This window comes from Tardiphaga sp. vice154 (assembly GCF_007018645.1).
GTDB lineage: Bacteria > Pseudomonadota > Alphaproteobacteria > Rhizobiales > Xanthobacteraceae > Tardiphaga.
Window position 1 is genome coordinate 483,065 of the sequence record NZ_CP041399.1, and the last position, 16,510, is coordinate 499,574.

13 protein-coding genes are annotated in these 16,510 nt (G+C 62.5%); 12 read left to right on the forward strand and 1 reads right to left on the reverse strand.

Annotated features, from left to right (window positions below; genetic code table 11):
* The first annotated feature begins 16 nt into the window (after positions 1-16).
* From FIU28_RS02240 to FIU28_RS02295, 12 genes are all read left to right on the forward strand, one after another.
* Complete coding sequence (locus tag FIU28_RS02240; RefSeq protein ID WP_143571472.1) at positions 17-799, forward strand: succinate dehydrogenase iron-sulfur subunit; 783 nt, start codon at positions 17-19, stop codon at positions 797-799.
* Between the two features lie 558 nt (positions 800-1,357).
* On the forward strand, positions 1,358-2,875 hold the full coding sequence (locus tag FIU28_RS02245; protein ID WP_210245604.1) for a methyl-accepting chemotaxis protein: 1,518 nt from the start codon (positions 1,358-1,360) through the stop codon (positions 2,873-2,875).
* Between the two features lie 690 nt (positions 2,876-3,565).
* Complete coding sequence (locus FIU28_RS02250) at positions 3,566-3,898, forward strand: hypothetical protein (RefSeq protein WP_143571474.1); 333 nt, start codon at positions 3,566-3,568, stop codon at positions 3,896-3,898.
* A gap of 109 nt (positions 3,899-4,007) precedes the next feature.
* A complete protein-coding gene (locus FIU28_RS02255) occupies positions 4,008-5,120 on the forward strand; it encodes an efflux RND transporter periplasmic adaptor subunit (protein WP_168202841.1) in 1,113 nt (370 codons plus the stop codon).
* A gap of 3 nt (positions 5,121-5,123) precedes the next feature.
* The gene (locus tag FIU28_RS02260) at positions 5,124-8,354 is read left to right on the forward strand and encodes an efflux RND transporter permease subunit (RefSeq protein ID WP_143571476.1); all 3,231 of its coding nucleotides are present in this window, start codon (positions 5,124-5,126) and stop codon (positions 8,352-8,354) included.
* A 188-nt stretch (positions 8,355-8,542) separates the two neighbouring features.
* A complete protein-coding gene (locus FIU28_RS02265) occupies positions 8,543-9,433 on the forward strand; it encodes a LysR substrate-binding domain-containing protein (protein WP_143571477.1) in 891 nt (296 codons plus the stop codon).
* 331 nt (positions 9,434-9,764) lie between these two features.
* Positions 9,765-10,814 (forward strand): ABC transporter substrate-binding protein, encoded by a 1,050-nt coding sequence (locus FIU28_RS02270; protein ID WP_246660838.1) that lies wholly within the window; start codon positions 9,765-9,767, stop codon positions 10,812-10,814.
* 27 nt (positions 10,815-10,841) lie between these two features.
* Positions 10,842-11,630: an ABC transporter ATP-binding protein gene (locus FIU28_RS02275; protein WP_143571479.1), complete on the forward strand. Its 789-nt coding sequence runs from the start codon at positions 10,842-10,844 to the stop codon at positions 11,628-11,630.
* Positions 11,627-12,397 carry an ABC transporter permease gene (locus FIU28_RS02280; RefSeq protein WP_143571480.1) on the forward strand — a complete coding sequence of 257 codons (771 nt, stop codon included), beginning with the start codon at positions 11,627-11,629 and terminating at the stop codon, positions 12,395-12,397. Before FIU28_RS02275 ends, FIU28_RS02280 begins: the two co-directional genes overlap by 4 nt.
* Before the next feature lie 250 nt (positions 12,398-12,647).
* On the forward strand, positions 12,648-14,603 hold the full coding sequence (locus FIU28_RS02285; protein WP_143571481.1) for an ABC transporter ATP-binding protein/permease: 1,956 nt from the start codon (positions 12,648-12,650) through the stop codon (positions 14,601-14,603).
* Positions 14,604-14,727: 124 nt separating this feature from the next.
* Positions 14,728-15,402: a guanitoxin biosynthesis heme-dependent pre-guanitoxin N-hydroxylase GntA gene (gntA, locus tag FIU28_RS02290; RefSeq protein WP_143571482.1), complete on the forward strand. Its 675-nt coding sequence runs from the start codon at positions 14,728-14,730 to the stop codon at positions 15,400-15,402.
* Positions 15,399-15,983, forward strand: coding sequence for a DUF1989 domain-containing protein (locus FIU28_RS02295; protein ID WP_143571483.1), 585 nt, complete (start codon positions 15,399-15,401; stop codon positions 15,981-15,983). Before gntA ends, FIU28_RS02295 begins: the two co-directional genes overlap by 4 nt.
* 110 nt (positions 15,984-16,093) lie before the next feature.
* On the opposite strand, the gene FIU28_RS02300 is transcribed toward FIU28_RS02295, so the two are convergent.
* A complete protein-coding gene (locus tag FIU28_RS02300) occupies positions 16,094-16,468 on the reverse strand; it encodes an MAPEG family protein (protein ID WP_143571484.1) in 375 nt (124 codons plus the stop codon).
* Between the last annotated feature and the right edge of the window lie 42 nt (positions 16,469-16,510).

Sequence of the window (16,510 nt, forward strand, 5' to 3'; positions counted from 1 at the left end):
GCGAAGGCTTGAGAATATGGTCGAATTCGCACTTCCGAAGAATTCCAAGATCACCGGCGGCAAGGAATGGCCGAAGCCGGCCGGCGCCACGCAGACGCGTGAGTTTCGCGTCTATCGCTGGAATCCGGACGACGGCAAGAACCCGGCAGTCGATACCTATCACATCGACACCAATGATTGCGGTCCGATGGTCCTCGACGGCCTGATCTGGATCAAGAACAACATCGATCCGACGCTGACCTTCCGTCGCTCCTGCCGCGAAGGCGTCTGCGGGTCCTGCGCCATGAACATCGATGGCCAGAACACGCTCGCCTGCACCAAGGCGATGGACGACGTGAAGGACGGCGCGGTGAAGATCAATCCGCTGCCGCATCAGCCGGTGGTGAAGGATCTGGTGCCGGATCTGACCAACTTCTATGCGCAGTATGCGTCGATCGAGCCGTGGCTGAAGACCACCACGCCGACGCCGCAGAAGGAATGGAAGCAGAGCCACGACGATCGCGCCAAGCTCGACGGCCTCTACGAGTGCATCCTTTGCGCCTGCTGCTCGACATCGTGCCCGAGCTACTGGTGGAACAGCGAGCGCTTCCTCGGTCCCGCCGCGTTGCTGCAGGCAACGCGCTGGGTCAAGGATTCGCGCGACGAGGCGACCGGCGAGCGGCTCGACAATCTCGAGGATCCGTTCCGGCTGTATCGCTGCCACACCATCATGAACTGCGCCAAGGCCTGTCCGAAGGGTCTGAACCCCTCCGAGGCGATCGCCGAGCTCAAGCTCAAGATGGTCGAGCGTCAGATCTGAGGCGTGGCGTGTATCGTGCGCCGATAGCGCGGCACGATACGAAAGACAGAAAGTCGCGCGGCGCTGCTAGCGCCGCGCCTGGTATCATATTCCGTTAATATTGGACTGCGGCGCGAAGCGCCGATTTCATGTCCTCCGCGACCTGCGGACATCGTCCGTCAGCGAGCGGACTCCGATAATTCTCCGCATCCGCTGACATCATGATCGGACAGCCTCGGGTGTCCGCCGTGGTGCTTTGCCACGGTGGGACGCTCCGTAGTTTTCCGGTCTGTCTGACGCAACATCTCGGCAATCATTTTCATGGATTCTGGCGGGTGCGAGCCCGCCACGGTTTGAGCGCGCGATTATTGCTGCCGCTCCAGGCCCATTACAGGAAATGATCGATGCCAAGTTTTTTTTCAAACTTGAAGATTGCCCAGAAGATCGCTGTCGTTTTCCTTTTGATGACGCTTGTCTCGCTCACGGCGAGCGGCCTGATCTGGCGCAACGTTGCAACGTCGGAACACGCGTCAGAGCGAATCGACCCACACACATAAGGTCGTCGAACAAATCAATCTGATGGTCGCCGCCATGGTCGATGGCGAAACCGGCGTGCGCGGCTATCTTGTTTCGGCCAATGAGGGTTTTCTCGAACCGTACCTTGCCCATGAAAAGAAATTCTCGGCGGCCGTGGAAAAGGCTAGCCGCCTGACCTCCGACAACCCGAAACAGCAGCAGCGCTTTGCCGAGATTTCCAAAGCCGCGCAGGGATGGCGTGTCGACGTCGCCGAAAAGGAAATTGCGCTGATGAAGAATCCGCAGACGCAGTCCGAAGCGCGACAGCTCGAGTCCAGCGGCGCGGGCAAGAAATACATGGACGGAATTCGGCAGCTTGCCAACAAGGCCGCCGAAGAGGAATCCTCGTTGATGGGCGCGCGTTCCGCGGCAGCCGCTGCAGCAACTTCGTCATCCTATACGATGATCATCGTGGGCGGCGTTTGCATGCTCGCTATCGCGATTATCGGTCTGCTCGTCCTGAACAGCGGCGTTGCCCGCCCGATCATCCGCATGACCGGCGCGATGGCGAAGCTTGCCGATAACGACCTGACGGTCGACGTCGTCGGATCGGAACGCCGGGACGAAATCGGCGCGATGGCGAAGGCTGTTCAGGTTTTCAAGGACAACGCAGTTCGCGTCGTCGCTCTGGAAGCCGACCAGAAAAAAACCGAGCTGGCCGCCGCGGCCCAACGCAAGGCCGAAATGCACAAGCTTGCGGAAGACTTCGAAGGCGCCGTCGGCCAGATTGTGCATACCGTGTCCGCCGCGTCCAGCCAGCTCGAGAGCTCGGCGAGCAAACTATCGACCACTGCCGAACGTTCGCAGCAGCAGACCTCGGCCGTCGCGGCCGCATCGGATGAAGCGTCCGCAAACGTTCAGTCGGTCGCCTCGGCCACCGAGGAAATGGCCTCCTCGGTCAATGAAATCAGCCGCCAGGTCCAGGAGTCGGCACGCATTGCCAACAATGCCGTCGAGCAGGCTCGCAAGACCAACAACCGCGTCAGCGAGCTTGCAAAGGCCGCGACGCGCATCGGCGATGTCGTCGAATTGATCAACACGATCGCCGGCCAGACAAACCTTCTGGCGCTGAACGCGACCATCGAGGCGGCGCGTGCCGGCGAGGCCGGGCGAGGCTTCGCTGTGGTGGCGTCGGAGGTCAAGGCGCTGGCCGAGCAGACCGCCAAGGCTACCGGTGAGATCAGCCAGCAGATCAACGGGATTCAGGGCGCGACCCAGGAGTCGGTCGACGCGATTCAGGAAATCGGCGCGACCATCGGCCGGATGTCCGAGATCGCCTCGACCATCGCTTCGGCTGTCGAAGAGCAAGGCGCGGCAACCCAGGAAATCTCCCGCAATGTCCAGCAGGCGGCGCAGGGCACACATATGGTGTCGTCGAACATCGGCGATATTCAGCGTGGCGCCGGCGATACCGGCTCGGCGTCGGCGCAGGTGTTGTCGGCCGCGCAGTCGCTTTCCGGCGAAAGCGGCAGGCTGCGCACCGAAGTCGCTAAGTTCCTTAGCACGGTACGGGCGGCTTGAGCCTGCCTATCGAGGCTGCCGGAAGTTGCCCCTAGGACCTGCGGCGTTGGCGTGACGCTAGCCGAGGCAGGAAAACATCCCGACGATCCGGTCCGGTGACAGGTCTCCCTGCCATCGGACAACCCGGTCGCCCGCCGGTTCGAGCGCGCCGAGTGGAAAACCTGAGTGGACAGGTCCGCGTCGCGGAAGCTCCTGCCGTTCAATCTTGGAGCATCAGGCGTCAGTTCTGAAATCATCCTGGTGCTTCTCGATATCATTATTGCGACCTGCCCACGCGCGATGTGGGCTGAGAGAAGCAAACCGACTCCAGGCGCCATCTCTCGCAAGTAGATGCGCAATCCAGCATCGCTCGTCGGCTGCCGGCACGCCGCATGCCGACCTGCCGATCGCCATAAAGCGGCTGTCAGCCGCGACCGAGCGTCACACGGGTCTTTACCAATCCGCGCGCATCGCGCTGCTGCTCGCGTTCAGGTGCAGCTTCACCCGATTGGATCGATCATTGCGGTCGATAGAGGGAGAAGCGGCTTCACTGATACGAAGTCTTTGGCTCCTGCGGGTCGGCGCCTCTCGCGGGCCCGAGCGCCAAGCGTGAAGCTCGTTCATCGGTTTTCTCAATGGGAAACAGCGGAAAAACTCGTTTCCAAATCTGATCCTCCGAGTCGATAACAACTCAGGTTCAGAGGAGGAGCAATGATGAAGAGCAGTCTGCGACCCATGGAAGTTCAATCCCGGATCATGAGAGCAGAACTTCGCCAGTTTGAAATGCCGGTGCGCGGCGGACAATCCAAGTCGATTGTCGTGGAAGTCTATCGCCGTTCCAGACTGCCGGCTGTGCGCGACGCGCAGGAGCCGATGGATATTCCGAATGAACTAGAAAGATCGTCCGACGATAGTCGGCAAACTACAGGTGCAGCCGTCCCCGCGTGCCGCGCAAGCAACCCGCACGCGGCGGGGCTTCAACCGAGCCTCTTGCATCCGGTTATGCGTCATCCCGTCACGGACGGCGCACGAGAGCACCAGTAAGAGCCGTCGGTCTGCAAGTCGCAGGCGACAAACCGCTTCAAGGAACGCGCCAGGAAATCCGGACCAGACCAGCATCATGAGTGCGCCTACTACTGTAAAACGAATCGTCATGATAGTCTTGCTTGGCTCGCTGTCGTTGGGCGCCGCGACCTCTGTCGAGGCGGGCCCTGCCGCCGGTGAATCCAATGACATCGTCATCCCACTCGAAGATCGCGAGATCCGGTCGGCGGGGATCGGTGCGGTGCCTGTCGTGCCGGAGCGCGGCGAGACCGAATTGTCGCTGCCCGGTACGGTGGCAATTCCACCCTCCCAACTCCGGGTCGTCGCTGCGCCCGCAAACGGCCTCGTCGAAGCGGTACTTGTCGCCACCGACGAAATCGTAACGGCCGGCCAGCCAATCGCGCGCCTGCGCTCGCCCGACCTCGTCGAGGCGCAGCGGCAGTACCTGGCTGCCATCGCCGACGAGGCGCTATCCGCGGATCGCCTCCGTCGCATCCGCTTTCTTTTTGAAAGCAGGGCGGCGCCGGAGCGCGAACTACGTGTCGTCGAGACGGAAGCGATCAATGCCAAGTCGCGTCTCGACGAGCGAGCACAGATCCTGAGCCTGATGGAAATGTCGGAGGCCGACATTGAGACGCTGCGCAACTCGCGGCGGATACAGAGCTCCGTTACGGTCCACGCGCCAATCTCCGGCACTGTGGTGCGGCGCGACGCCAGCCCCGGCCAGCGTGTAGAGGCTGCAGCGCCCGTAATATCTCTTGCGGCGCTCGACCCCTTGTGGATCAACATCCAGGTGCCGGCGGCCCGCTTGCCGGCGCTCTCCGCCGGGCAGGCTGTCGTGATGCCGGCTTATGGCGTGCAGGGCCGCATCGTCCGGGTCGGACATACTGTTGACGCTTCGACGCAATCAGCCGTCGCGGTCGCCGAAATCGGCTCTGCCAATGGCGCGATCCGACCTGGGCTTGCCGTTCTCGTCACGATCCGCATCGGCCAGAACGGCGAGGCGCAATGGTCGGTACCGGCAACATCGGTCGTACGTCACCGCGACCGGGCCTGGGTATTCGTGAAAGCCCCGCAAGGATTCTTGGCGCGCCCCGTACAGGTGATTTCGGAAACCGCGCACAGCGCTTCGGTTCGCGGTGCTTTCGCTACCGGCGATGAGGTGGCCGATCGCGGGATCATCGCGCTGCTCGCCGAACTCGCGGCTGCAGACAAGGATTAAGCAATGATGTCCGGTCTGGTTCAAATCGCGCTGCAGCAGCGTCTCATCGTGTTCATCGGGGCAATCGCATTGGCCGTCTGGGGAACGGTTGCCTATCAGAAGCTTTCAATCGACGCCTTTCCCGATGTCGCACCGATCCAAGTATTGGTTTCGATGCAGGCGCCCGGCCTCACACCCGAGGAACTTGAGAGCCGGGTCACTACGCCAATCGAGTTGGCTGCGCGCGGCATTCCGAACCTTGTGCGCATGCGATCCACGACACGCTACGCGGTCGCGCTGCTGACTTTCGAGTTTGCCGACGGAACCGATATTTTCTGGGCTCGCGCGCAGGTCAATGAGCGCCTGCAGGAAGTGCGCGACCAGCTTCCCGCCGGTAGCGACGGTGGCCTCGCCCCGATCGTGACCCCCCTTGCTGAAATGGTGATGTTCACGATCGAGGCGGCGACCATGTCGGCGCAGGAAAAGCGGTCGCTGCTCGACTGGACGATCCGGCCGGCGCTGCGCAGCCTTCCGGGCGTTGCCGACGTCAATGTGTTGGGCGGCCATGTGCGCACCTTCGAAGTAATCCCTGCGGCCTCTGCAATGGCCGCGCGCGGCATTACCACGCAGATGCTGGAGAAAGCTGTCGAGGTCAACAACCGCAATGACGGTGCCGGCCGCATCCGCAGCGGCGAAGAAGCGTTGCTGGTCCGGTCGGAAGGTCGTATCCAGACCTTGGACGATATCCGCAACACCGTGGTGGCGACGCGCAACGGCGTGACCGTGCGCGTCAGCGACATTGCCGACGTAAGGTTCGGCTCACTTGCCCGCAACGGTGTCGTGACGGCAGACGCGGCTGGTGAGGCCGTGTGGGGCATGGTGCTCGGCCTGCGTGGAGCCAATGCGCGCACCGTAGTGGACGGCGTGAAGGCGCGTTTCGCTTCTCTTGAGCCGCAGCTACCCGAGGGCGCCCGCATCGTGATTTTCTACGATCGCAGCGAACTGATCGGCAAGGCGGTCTGGACCGTGCAGAAAGTGCTGCTTGAGGCCATCTTGTTCGTCGTCGTCCTGCTGCTGCTTTTCCTCGGAAATCTGCGCTCGGCGCTTGTGGTTTCGCTGATCCTGCCGCTGGCGGTGCTGACGACTTTCGGCGTGATGCGCATGCTGGGGTGGTCGGCAAACATCATGTCGCTCGGCGGTCTTGCCATCGCCATAGGCTTGCTGGTCGATTGCGCCGTCGTGGTCGTGGAAAATGTGGAGCACCGCCTTTCCACTGTCGAGAAGCCCACTCTTGCCGCGCGTCTGCGCCTCGCCCTTGAGGCCACGCGTGAAGTTGCCGTGCCACTCGTATCGGGCGTCGCCATCATCATTCTGGTGTTCATGCCGCTACTCGCCTTGCAGGGTCTGGAAGGTCGGCTGTTCAGTCCGGTCGCGCTCACCATCGTGGTCGCGTTGATCGCTGCGCTGCTGCTCTCGCTGACCGTGGTGCCCGCGCTCTCCGCCCATCTGCTGCGCGCCGGCGCGCATGCCGAGCCGTGGCTGGTGCGCAAGTTGCACGCCGGCTACGATCCGCTGCTCGCCTATGTGATGCGGCGGCCCATTGGCGTTGTCGTGGCAGTCGCGATCGGCATCGCAGCGGCTGTCGTCGTCTTTCCGCGCATAGGCAGCACCTTCATGCCCGTCATGGATGAGGGCACGCCTGTCATTACCATCCGCAAGTTTCCAACCATCTCGGTCGACGAAGCGGCGCAGACAGATCTACGCATTCAGCAAGCCCTCAAGGCGGAGATTCCCGAAATTCGGCGGGTCATCGCCCGCGCCGGCGCCGACGAACTCGGCATCGATCCAGTCGGCCTCAACGAGACCGACATGTTCATGACACTGGCGCCGCGCCGCGAGTGGCGTGGCGACGACATGCGCTGGTTTCTCGGCGAATTGCGGCGCGTGCTCGACAGTGTTCCGGGCATAAGCTACGCGCTGACCCAGCCGATCGACATGCGGGTTCAGGAAATGATCATCGGCGCGCGCGGCGACGTCGTTGTCAAAGTGTTCGGCGACGACATCGCTACCTTGAACCGGGTGGGCCGCGACGTCGCCGCGGCGATCCGCTCCGTCCCGGGCGCGATTGATGTGTTCGCACTTCGCAACGCCGGAATGCGCTACTTCACGGTCGCGGTCGATCGCGCTCAGGCGGGCCGCTTCGGATTGAACGCCGCGGAGGTCCAGGAGGCGCTCAGGGTCTGGGTTGACGGGCGCCGCCTTGGTATCGTGCTGGAGGGTCAGGTGCGCACGCCACTGGTGGTCCGCGGCGAGGAGCGTCTCCGCGTGTCGGCCGCCGACCTTGCGAGGGTGCCGGTCGTGCTTCCTGGCGGGGGCACGGTCGAACTGGCCCAGGTCGCGAACATCAAGGTCGAGGACGGACCCATTCAGGTGATCCGGGAGGACGGTCAGCGGTTCGCGACCGTACTGGCCAACGTGCGCGGGCGCGACCTCGTCGGCTTCGTCAACGACGCCAAGGCGGCCGCGGCGCGCATCGAGCTGCCCAAAGGATATTCGCTGGTCTGGGGCGGCCAGTTCGAAAACCAGCAGCGGGCGGCGGCGCGACTGACGATCGTGGTGCCGATTGCACTAGGCGCCATCTTCCTGTTGCTGTATTTGACGTTCGGGTCGTTAAGACAGGCTGCGCTGGTTTTCTGTAACGTTCCGTTTGCGACGATCGGCGGCGTTGTCGCGCTGTGGGCGTCAGGCGAATTTCTTTCGGTACCTGCCTCCGTCGGCTTTATCGCTCTCATGGGCATTGCCGTTCTCAACGGCGTGGTGCTGGTATCCTACATCAACGAGGTCTGCGCCCGCGGTACACTGCCGTTCCGCGAGGCCGTGATGGAGGGAGCGCGACGCAGACTGCGACCCGTCACCCTGACGGCGTCGATCGCGGCGCTCGGCCTCACGCCGTTCCTATTCGCCGATGGGCCGGGCTCGGAAATCCAGCGCCCGCTTGCGATCGTCGTGATCGGCGGATTGATCACCGCAACGGCGTTGACGCTGCTGCTGCTGCCCATCCTTTACGACCGCTTTGCGTTGCCTCGGGCTGAACGCCGAAAGCTGGCCGAACAGGAACCAGACCTCGAACAGGTCGGAGAGGCGTCGGACACCCCGCATCGGCCTGCGCAGATCATCACGCAGGACGTGTCGGCGCATCGGGCCGCTTTCCCCAGGCCTGCGGCTGCTGACGATCGGGCGACGGCCGAGGGCTGACTACGCCCTGGCAGCCAGCGTCATCCTGGAGCGCCTATGGCCTCGCCGTAAGGAATACGGTAAATACTCATCCAGGGGTGGAAGCAGAGACGATGCGAAGGTGCCGTCCCGACCGGTTCACAACGTGAATGAAGCGGGATTGGTTTGATGCATTCAGCCTCACCCTCAAGTAAACCCGGGCGGCAGCTTTGAGCACACCATTGCCGCCGTTCGACTTTGATCTGCTCCGCACGTTCATCGCGGTGGTGGACAATGCCAGCTTCACCCGCGCTGCTGAGCGCGTTGGCCGCACGCAATCCACCGTCAGCCTGCAGATCAGAAAGCTTGAACAGAACCTTGGACGTCAGGTGTTCGAACGCGACGGCCGCGACTTCCTGCTGACGCCAGATGGTGAGATCCTGCTGAATTATGCGCGGCAGTTGCTCCATCTTGCCGACGAAGCAACTTCACGCATCCTCCAGCCTGACGTCGAAGGCGATGTTCGTCTTGGGACACCCGAAGATTTCGCGACCGTCTACCTTCCGGACATATTGGCGCGATTTGCACGAACCCATCCGCGCGTCGCCTTGGAGGTCAATTGCAATTTCAGCTTCAATCTGCTCGAGGGCTTTTCCAAGGGGGAGTACGATCTCGTTTTGGTAAAACGCGAGCCCCAGGGGCCGTCAGGCGGAATTTCCGTCTGGCGCGACACCTTGGTCTGGGTGAGTGGACCCAAGCTGGTGCTGGACGCCACCCGTCCCCTTCCCCTGGTGCTGGCGCCCGCGCCCGATGTCTATCGCAAGCGGGCTCTGGCGGCCCTTCAAGCTGCCAAACGGGAATGGCGGATCGTATATACCAGCCCGAGCAGCGAGGGCCTTCAGGCTGCTGTCCGCGCCGGCCTGGGAGTGACGGTGCTGTCGAAGGATATGGCGCCGGAAGGCCTGATCATGTTGGGCGCAGAACATAACCTTCCAACAATGCTCGATGCCGAAATCGCATTGTATCGGGCGCCTGGGACCTTATCCCGCGCTGCTGAGCTCCTTGCAGACCATATTACCCATTCACTGGAAATTGCGGCCGGACGCGGCAACGCCACCTAGCCTGGCATAGAAGGCCTGGATTGCATCACAGGGAATGCTTCAGAAGCAGCCGATAAAGCAGTTTCGCGATGTTGCCTAAAACATAATCATATGCCTATTCTTTCGGTAGGATTGTTGCCCGCGCAAGCTGCGAAGTGCCACTGATCTTTCCTGATATCCGCCGATAAGCGGCTATCGCCTCTCTTCGCCCGACGCTCCCGGGACGCGCGGCCTTCGATGTGGAGGCGGGACGGGAGGGCTTGCATGTGCAGATCTCTCATTCGCGGTCCTCGACCGTGTTGATACAGCCACTTTTCCGCAGCGCTCATAACTGGCACGCTGCGTGCTAGCTATGGCCGACACACCACCACAGGGGATCTCCGAGATGTTTCGCAAGCTGGCATTCACCGCGTTCGCGGGCGCGCTCCTCGCCGCCTCCACCCTCTCGGCCAGCGCCGAAACCGATCTCAAATTCGCCCTCGACTGGAAATTCGAAGGTCCTTCCGCGCCGTATTTCGTCGCCATCGACAAGGGCTACTACAAGGCCGAAGACCTCAACGTCACCGTCGATTCCGGCCCGGGCTCGGTCGCCGGCATCGCGCGCGTCGCGGCGGGCACCTATCCGATCGGTTTCTTCGACATCAATTCGCTGGCGCGCTTCCGCGACCAGAACCCGGACAAGGACATCAAGGGCGTGCTGATGGTCTATGACCGTCCGCCGTTCTCGATCGTCAGCCTCGCGAAGTCGGGCATCAACGCGCCGAAGGACCTCGAAGGCAAGATCCTGGGTGCGCCGGCGCCGGATGGCGCGTTCGCGCAGTGGAAAGCCTTCGTCAAGGAAAACAAGATCGACGACAGCAAGGTCAAGATCGAGAATGTCGGCTTCCCGGTGCGCGAGCCGATGCTCGCCGACGGCAAGGTCGACGCCATCACCGGCTTCTCGTTCTCGTCCTACTTCAACCTGATGTCCAAGGGCATCGCCGAGAAGGACATCAAGGTGATGCTGATGTCGGACTACGGCATCGTATTGTACGGCAACGCCATCATGGTGAACCCGGAATTCGCCAAGGCCAATCCGAAGGTGGTCGAAGGCTTCGTGCGCGCCACCGTCAAGGGCATCGTTGACACCATCAAGGATCCGGACAGCGCGATCAAATCGGTGATGAAGCGCAACGAGACCGCCGACGAGAAGATCGAACTGGCGCGGCTCAAAATGTCGCTGAAGGACAATATCGCCACCCCCTGGGCGAAGGCCAATGGCGTCGGCGGCATTGACGACAAGCGCATGGATCAGGCCATCGAGCAGATCGCCGTGACCTATGAGTTCAAGAGCGCGAAGCCCAAGGGCTCCGACCTGTTCACCTCGCAATACCTTCCTCCTGCCGCCGACCGGAAGTTCTGATCGGCGCGGGGAGGGGGATCACTGCGCATGGTCGCATTCGTAGACATTGATGGCGTCACGCTGAAATACCGTGGCGCCACCGGGGACATCGTCGCCCTTCAGGATGCCACGCTGAAAATCGAGCGTGGCGAATTCGCCGCCGTGGTCGGGCCGTCCGGCTGCGGCAAGTCCTCGTTGATGCGGCTGGTCACCGGGTTGCACAAGCCGACCGCCGGCACCATCGCGATCGACGGCAAGGAAGTCACCGGCCCCGTCAAGATGGCTGGCATGGCGTTCCAGAACGCCAACATGCTGCCGTGGCGCAAGGTGATCGACAACGTGCTGTTGCCGCTGGAGATCGTCGAGCCCTACCGCTCGCAGTTCCGCGGCAACAGAAAAGAATTCCGCGCGATGGCGGAGAAGTTGCTGGCCACCGTCGGCCTCGCCGGCTTCGGCGACCGTTTTCCGTGGGAATTGTCGGGCGGCATGCAGCAGCGAGTCTCGCTGTGCCGCTCGCTGATTCACGAACCCGCGCTCCTGATGCTCGACGAACCCTTCGCCGCACTCGATGCCTTCACCCGCGAGGAGCTGTGGTGCGTACTGCGCGACCTGTGGCAGCGGCTCGGCTTCACCGTGATCCTGGTGACGCACGACCTTCGCGAGGCGGCGTTCCTCGCCGACAACATCTATGTCATGAGCGCGCGCCCCGGCCAGATCGTGCAGGTCAAGTCGGTCGATATTCCGCGTCCGCGCGATCTCAAGGTCACCTACGATAAGGACTTCGGCGACATCGTCTACGAATTGCGCATGAAGATCGCGGAGGTTCGGCAGGCATGAATTCCCGCATTCTCGAAAGGGCCTCGCCCTGGGTCTTCACCGTCATCATCTTCCTGATCTGGGAAGTGTCGTGCATCATCTTCAACATCAACTCTTCAGTGCTGCAGCCGCCGTCGGCGGCGTTCGCCGCGATGTTCAAATACTGGAAAGTGTTCGCCTATAATTCATGGGTTACTTTGTGGGTGACGATGGTCGGCTTCGCGCTGGCGGTCGGCTTCGGCGTCATGCTGGGTCTGCTGGTCGGCTGGTCGCGCACGATCTATCGCGGCATGTATCCGGTGATGGTCGGCTTCAACACGATCCCGAAGGTCGCGATCGTGCCGCTCCTGATCCTGTGGTTCGGCATCGGCGAATTGCCGGCGATCATCACCGCGTTCCTGATCTCGTTCTTCCCGATCGTGGTCAACATCGCCACGGGGCTGGCCACCACCGAACCGGAACTCGAGGACGTGCTGCGCGCGCTCGGCGCCGGCAAGCTCGACATCATGCTCAAGGTCGGCATTCCCCGCGCGCTGCCGTATTTCTTCGGCTCGCTCAAGGTGGCGATCACGCTGGCCTTCGTCGGCACCGTGGTGTCGGAGACGCTGGGCGCCAATGCCGGCCTCGGCTATCTGATCGCGCTGGAAGGCGCCTCGTTCCGCATGGCCAATGTCTACGCAGCATTGCTGCTGCTCGCCTTCGAAGGCGTGCTGATGTACGCGGTATTTGCCTGGGTCGAGCAGCGTTTCACCAAGTGGGCCTTTCGATCGCAGATGAACGCGGGCTGATGCGATGACACCTGTCACGGACTCGGAGCGGTATCCGTGATGCCTTTCCGTCTCCGGCAGGGCTCGTCAATGTCGGCCGGACCAGCGTAGCTTGCCGCAGACCCAGCCGTCATCCTGAGGCGCAGTCGCGCAAGCGACGGCCTCGTTCGAGGCTCGCCAAGGGGGCGCACCTCAGGATGACGCCAGCAGAGGTGCCATGGAACTTCGGGAACTCTAGGGAACCTTCTGATATCGCTGGCGTTATGATGCGATGAACAAGCATGCCCCGGGCGAATCGGCCGCTCACGACTCCACCACGTCCTCCATCGTCGAAGTCGTCGCCGAGACCGGCAAGCAAATCGAGCCGCCGCCGCCGGAGCTCGTCGAGCCCGATCCGGATCTGACGCCCGAAGAAGCCGAGCAGGCGCGGCGCGACTACCTGCTGACGCGGTTCTGGATCAGCGCCCGCGGCTTCTGGAGTAAGTCCGGCGACAGACTCGCCTGGGCGTTCTCGATCGGGCTGTTGCTGCTGATCATCACCAATGTCGGCTTCCAATACGGCATCAACGTCTGGAATCGCGCGATCTTCGATGCCATCGAGAAGCGCGATGCCGCCTCGGTCTGGCATCTCACGGGCGTGTTCTTTCCGCTGGCGATCGGCAGCGTGATGCTCGGCGTGGCGCAGGTGTACGCCCGGATGGGCATCCAGCGCCGCTGGCGGGCCTGGTTGACCAATTCAGTCGTGTCGCGCTGGCTCACCCAAGGACGCTACTACCAGCTCAATCTGGTCGGCGGCGACCACCAGAACCCGGAATACCGCATCGCCGAGGATTTGCGCATCGCCACCGACTCGCCGGTCGATTTCGCCGCCGGCGTGATCTCCGCGTTCCTGTCGGCGACCACCTTCATCGTCGTGCTGTGGACCATCGGCGGCGCGCTGACGTTGTCGATCGGCGGCTCGGTCGTCACCATCCCAGGCTTCCTCGTGATCGCTGCCGTGCTGTATGCCGGCATTGCCTCCGGCTCGATCATGACCATCGGCCGCGCCTTCGTGCAGACCTCGGAAGACAAGAATCAGGCCGAGGCCGAGTACCGCTATGCGCTGACGCGCGTGCGTGAAAACGGCGAAAGCATCGCGCTGCTCGGCGGCGAGGAGGAAGAGCGCGCCGGCATCGACCGCACCTTCGGATCTGTGCTGAAGCAGTGGGCGCGGCTGGCGCACCAGCACATGCGGACGACGCTGGTGTCGCAGGGCTCCAGCCTGATTGCGCCGGTGGTGCCGCTTTTGTTGTGTGCCCCGAAATTTCTTGACGGCAGCATGTCGCTCGGCCAGGTGATGCAGGCGGCATCGGCCTTTACTATCGTGCAGGCGGCGTTCGGCTGGCTGGTCGACAACTATCCGCGGCTGGCCGACTGGAATGCCTGTGCGCGGCGGATTTCCTCGCTGATGATGTCGCTCGACGGCCTGGAGCGCGCCGAGCGCGGCGACGGCATCGGCCGTATCACGCGCGGCGAGACCACCGGCGACACCATGCTCAGCCTGCACAATCTGTCGGTGACGCTCGACGACGGCACGGCCGTGGTCGGTGACGCCGAAGTCGCGATCGAGCCCGGCGAGCGGCTGCTAGTCGCTGGCGAGAGCGGCACCGGCAAGAGCACGCTGGTGCGCGCCATTGCCGGGCTGTGGCCATGGGGCGGCGGCAGTATCAATTTCCATCCCGACCGCCGGCTGTTCATGCTGCCGCAGAAACCCTACGTGCCGTCCGGCACGCTGCGCCGCGCAGCCGCCTATCCGGCCGCCGCGGAAGACTGGAGCGTCGAGGAAATCGGCGTGGCGCTCGACAAGGTCGGGCTCGGCCATCTCAAGGAGAAGATCGAGGAAGACGCGCCATGGGACCAGACATTGTCCGGCGGTGAAAAGCAGCGCCTCGCCTTCGCGCGGCTGTTCCTGCACAAGCCCGATATCATCGTGCTGGACGAGGCGACCTCGGCGCTCGACGCCAAGAGTCAGGACAGGATGATGGAGCTGCTGACGCAGGAGCTGCCCAGCGCCACCGTGGTCTCGGTGGCGCATCGCGCCGAGCTCGAAGTGTTTCACAGCCGCAAGATCGTGCTCGAACGCCGCAAGGGCGGCGCCAAGCTGGTCAGCGACATCGACCTGATCCCCCGCAAGGGCAAGCGCAAGCTGCTTGGACGGTTCTTGCGAGGACGAAAAACGGCGAAATAACGCTGTGGCCGGAGCACTCGATGCGTCGGAATTGCGACTCAAGACCCTGATGCAACTTATTTTTCCGTCGGCGGCACCAACGTCGAATTGGCTCGTTGAGGGGTACCTGCAACGAGGCCCTGCCATGATGGTTGATGAGAGTTCGCGTATCGCGGACAAGTTCCGCGAGTTGATTGCTTCTGCTCCGTTTCCCTGTGTCGGCGCCAAATCGGCGCTCGCCAAGGGTCAGATGAACGTCATCGTCGCGCGTGACATGCGTTCCAACTGGGACGACCGCCGCATCTATGACGGCATTTCGGAGATCGTCGAAAAATACCGCGGCAATCGCGCGCTGTTCCAGAGTTTCGCAGTGATCTTCGAAGGCCCCGGCGATCTCAATGAGGAGTCCTTCGAGCACTTCCTGTGGAAGCGTGCCGAGTCGCTGTCGAACAAGGACGCATGGCTCGGTCAGGAATATGACCGCCGCGTCTCGAGCGATCCCGGCGATCCGCATTTCTCATTGAGCTTTGAAGGCGAGGCGTTCTTCATCGTTGGCATGCACCCACATGCCAGCCGGCTGGCGCGACGCTTCGAACGTCCGGTACTGGTGTTCAACCTGCACGACCAGTTCGAGCAATTGCGCGAGCTCGGCAAATACGAAAAACTGCGCGATACCATCCTGAGCCGCGACGTCGCGATCTCCGGCTCGATCAATCCGATGCTGGCGCAGCACGGCACCATTTCCGAAGCGCGGCAGTACAGCGGCCGGCCGGTCGATGAAAACTGGAAATGTCCGTTCCACCCGGTGGAGAGAACATGACGACCCTGACGATCGCGCCGCGATCAGGTACGGGCTTCACGCTCAACAAGGGCCAGCGCCTGACGGTGATCGATCCGCAGGGCGAGCAGGTCGCCGACCTCGTGGCATTCGATCTCGCCGACAGACGCGAGGTGATCTCGTCTGGCCGCAGCCTCGATTATGCCAGCAAGCTGTATCTGACGACCGGCGACCCGATCTATTCGAACCGCAGCAACGTCATGCTGCGGATCGTCGAGGATACCGTGGGACGTCACGACTTCCTGCTGACGCCGTGTTCGCGCGACACCTTCCGCATCATCTATGGCGACGAGCATCCGCATCAGGGCTGTTTCGGCAATCTCGAACAGGCGCTCAAGCCCTACGGGATCGAGCCCGACCAGATCCCGGTCGCGTTCAACTGCTTCATGAATGTGGTGCTGGATCCCAAGGACTGGTCGATGAAAGTCGATCCGCCGCTCAGCAAGGCCGGCGATCACATCACCTTCGTGGCCGAGACCGATCTGTTGATCGGCCTCACAGCCTGTTCGGCGTTGCAGTCCAACAATTTCGCCTTCAAGCCGATCCATTACGAGATCACTTGATCCGTAGCCCGGATGAAGCGAAGCGCAATCCGGGGCCGGCGCGCAAATCAGTACTCGCTTGATCCGCTAGGCTTTCCCCGGATTGCGCTTCGCTCCATCCGGGCTACGCGCTACTTGAACGCCGGCAGCACGAAGATCGCGATATTGGTGAAGAGCGCGCCGGCATAGGCCATCGAGCGTAAGCTCGCCTTGTCAGCGATATACAAGAGCGCGTGTGCGATGCGGAATGCCAGATAGAGCAGCGCCAGCAGGTTCAGCGTCGAGGTCGTCGCGCCGAAGCTGATGGCGGCGACAACGGCGATGGCGAAGAACGGAAAATTCTCGATCGCATTCTGGTGCGCGGCATAGGCGCGACGCTTGGCGCCCGAGAGCTTCTCGGCGTCATCGCGCGGCGTGTTGTTGTCATGCGAGCCGGATTTGGCGTAGCCGGCCAGAACGAGCGGCATCACAACGGCCACGAGAATGCACCAATAGGCGATCGGCATCGAACCCTCCTGCGAAAACGCCTTGATGCGGTGTCGGCTCCC

What these genes read in the sequence shown, in the direction of transcription:
- FIU28_RS02240 (WP_143571472.1), top strand. Translation starts at nt 17, where the DNA reads ATGGTCGAATTCGCACTTCCGAAGAATTCCAAGATCACCGGCGGCAAG.
- FIU28_RS02245 (WP_210245604.1), top strand. Translation starts at nt 1,358, where the DNA reads ATGGTCGCCGCCATGGTCGATGGCGAAACCGGCGTGCGCGGCTATCTT.
- FIU28_RS02250 (WP_143571474.1), top strand. Translation starts at nt 3,566, where the DNA reads ATGATGAAGAGCAGTCTGCGACCCATGGAAGTTCAATCCCGGATCATG.
- FIU28_RS02255 (WP_168202841.1), top strand. Translation starts at nt 4,008, where the DNA reads ATGATAGTCTTGCTTGGCTCGCTGTCGTTGGGCGCCGCGACCTCTGTC.
- FIU28_RS02260 (WP_143571476.1), top strand. Translation starts at nt 5,124, where the DNA reads ATGATGTCCGGTCTGGTTCAAATCGCGCTGCAGCAGCGTCTCATCGTG.
- FIU28_RS02270 (WP_246660838.1), top strand. Translation starts at nt 9,765, where the DNA reads ATGGCCGACACACCACCACAGGGGATCTCCGAGATGTTTCGCAAGCTG.
- FIU28_RS02275 (WP_143571479.1), top strand. Translation starts at nt 10,842, where the DNA reads ATGGTCGCATTCGTAGACATTGATGGCGTCACGCTGAAATACCGTGGC.
- FIU28_RS02280 (WP_143571480.1), top strand. Translation starts at nt 11,627, where the DNA reads ATGAATTCCCGCATTCTCGAAAGGGCCTCGCCCTGGGTCTTCACCGTC.
- FIU28_RS02285 (WP_143571481.1), top strand. Translation starts at nt 12,648, where the DNA reads ATGAACAAGCATGCCCCGGGCGAATCGGCCGCTCACGACTCCACCACG.
- gntA (WP_143571482.1), top strand. Translation starts at nt 14,728, where the DNA reads ATGATGGTTGATGAGAGTTCGCGTATCGCGGACAAGTTCCGCGAGTTG.
- FIU28_RS02295 (WP_143571483.1), top strand. Translation starts at nt 15,399, where the DNA reads ATGACGACCCTGACGATCGCGCCGCGATCAGGTACGGGCTTCACGCTC.
- FIU28_RS02300 (WP_143571484.1), bottom strand. Translation starts at nt 16,468, where the DNA reads ATGCCGATCGCCTATTGGTGCATTCTCGTGGCCGTTGTGATGCCGCTC.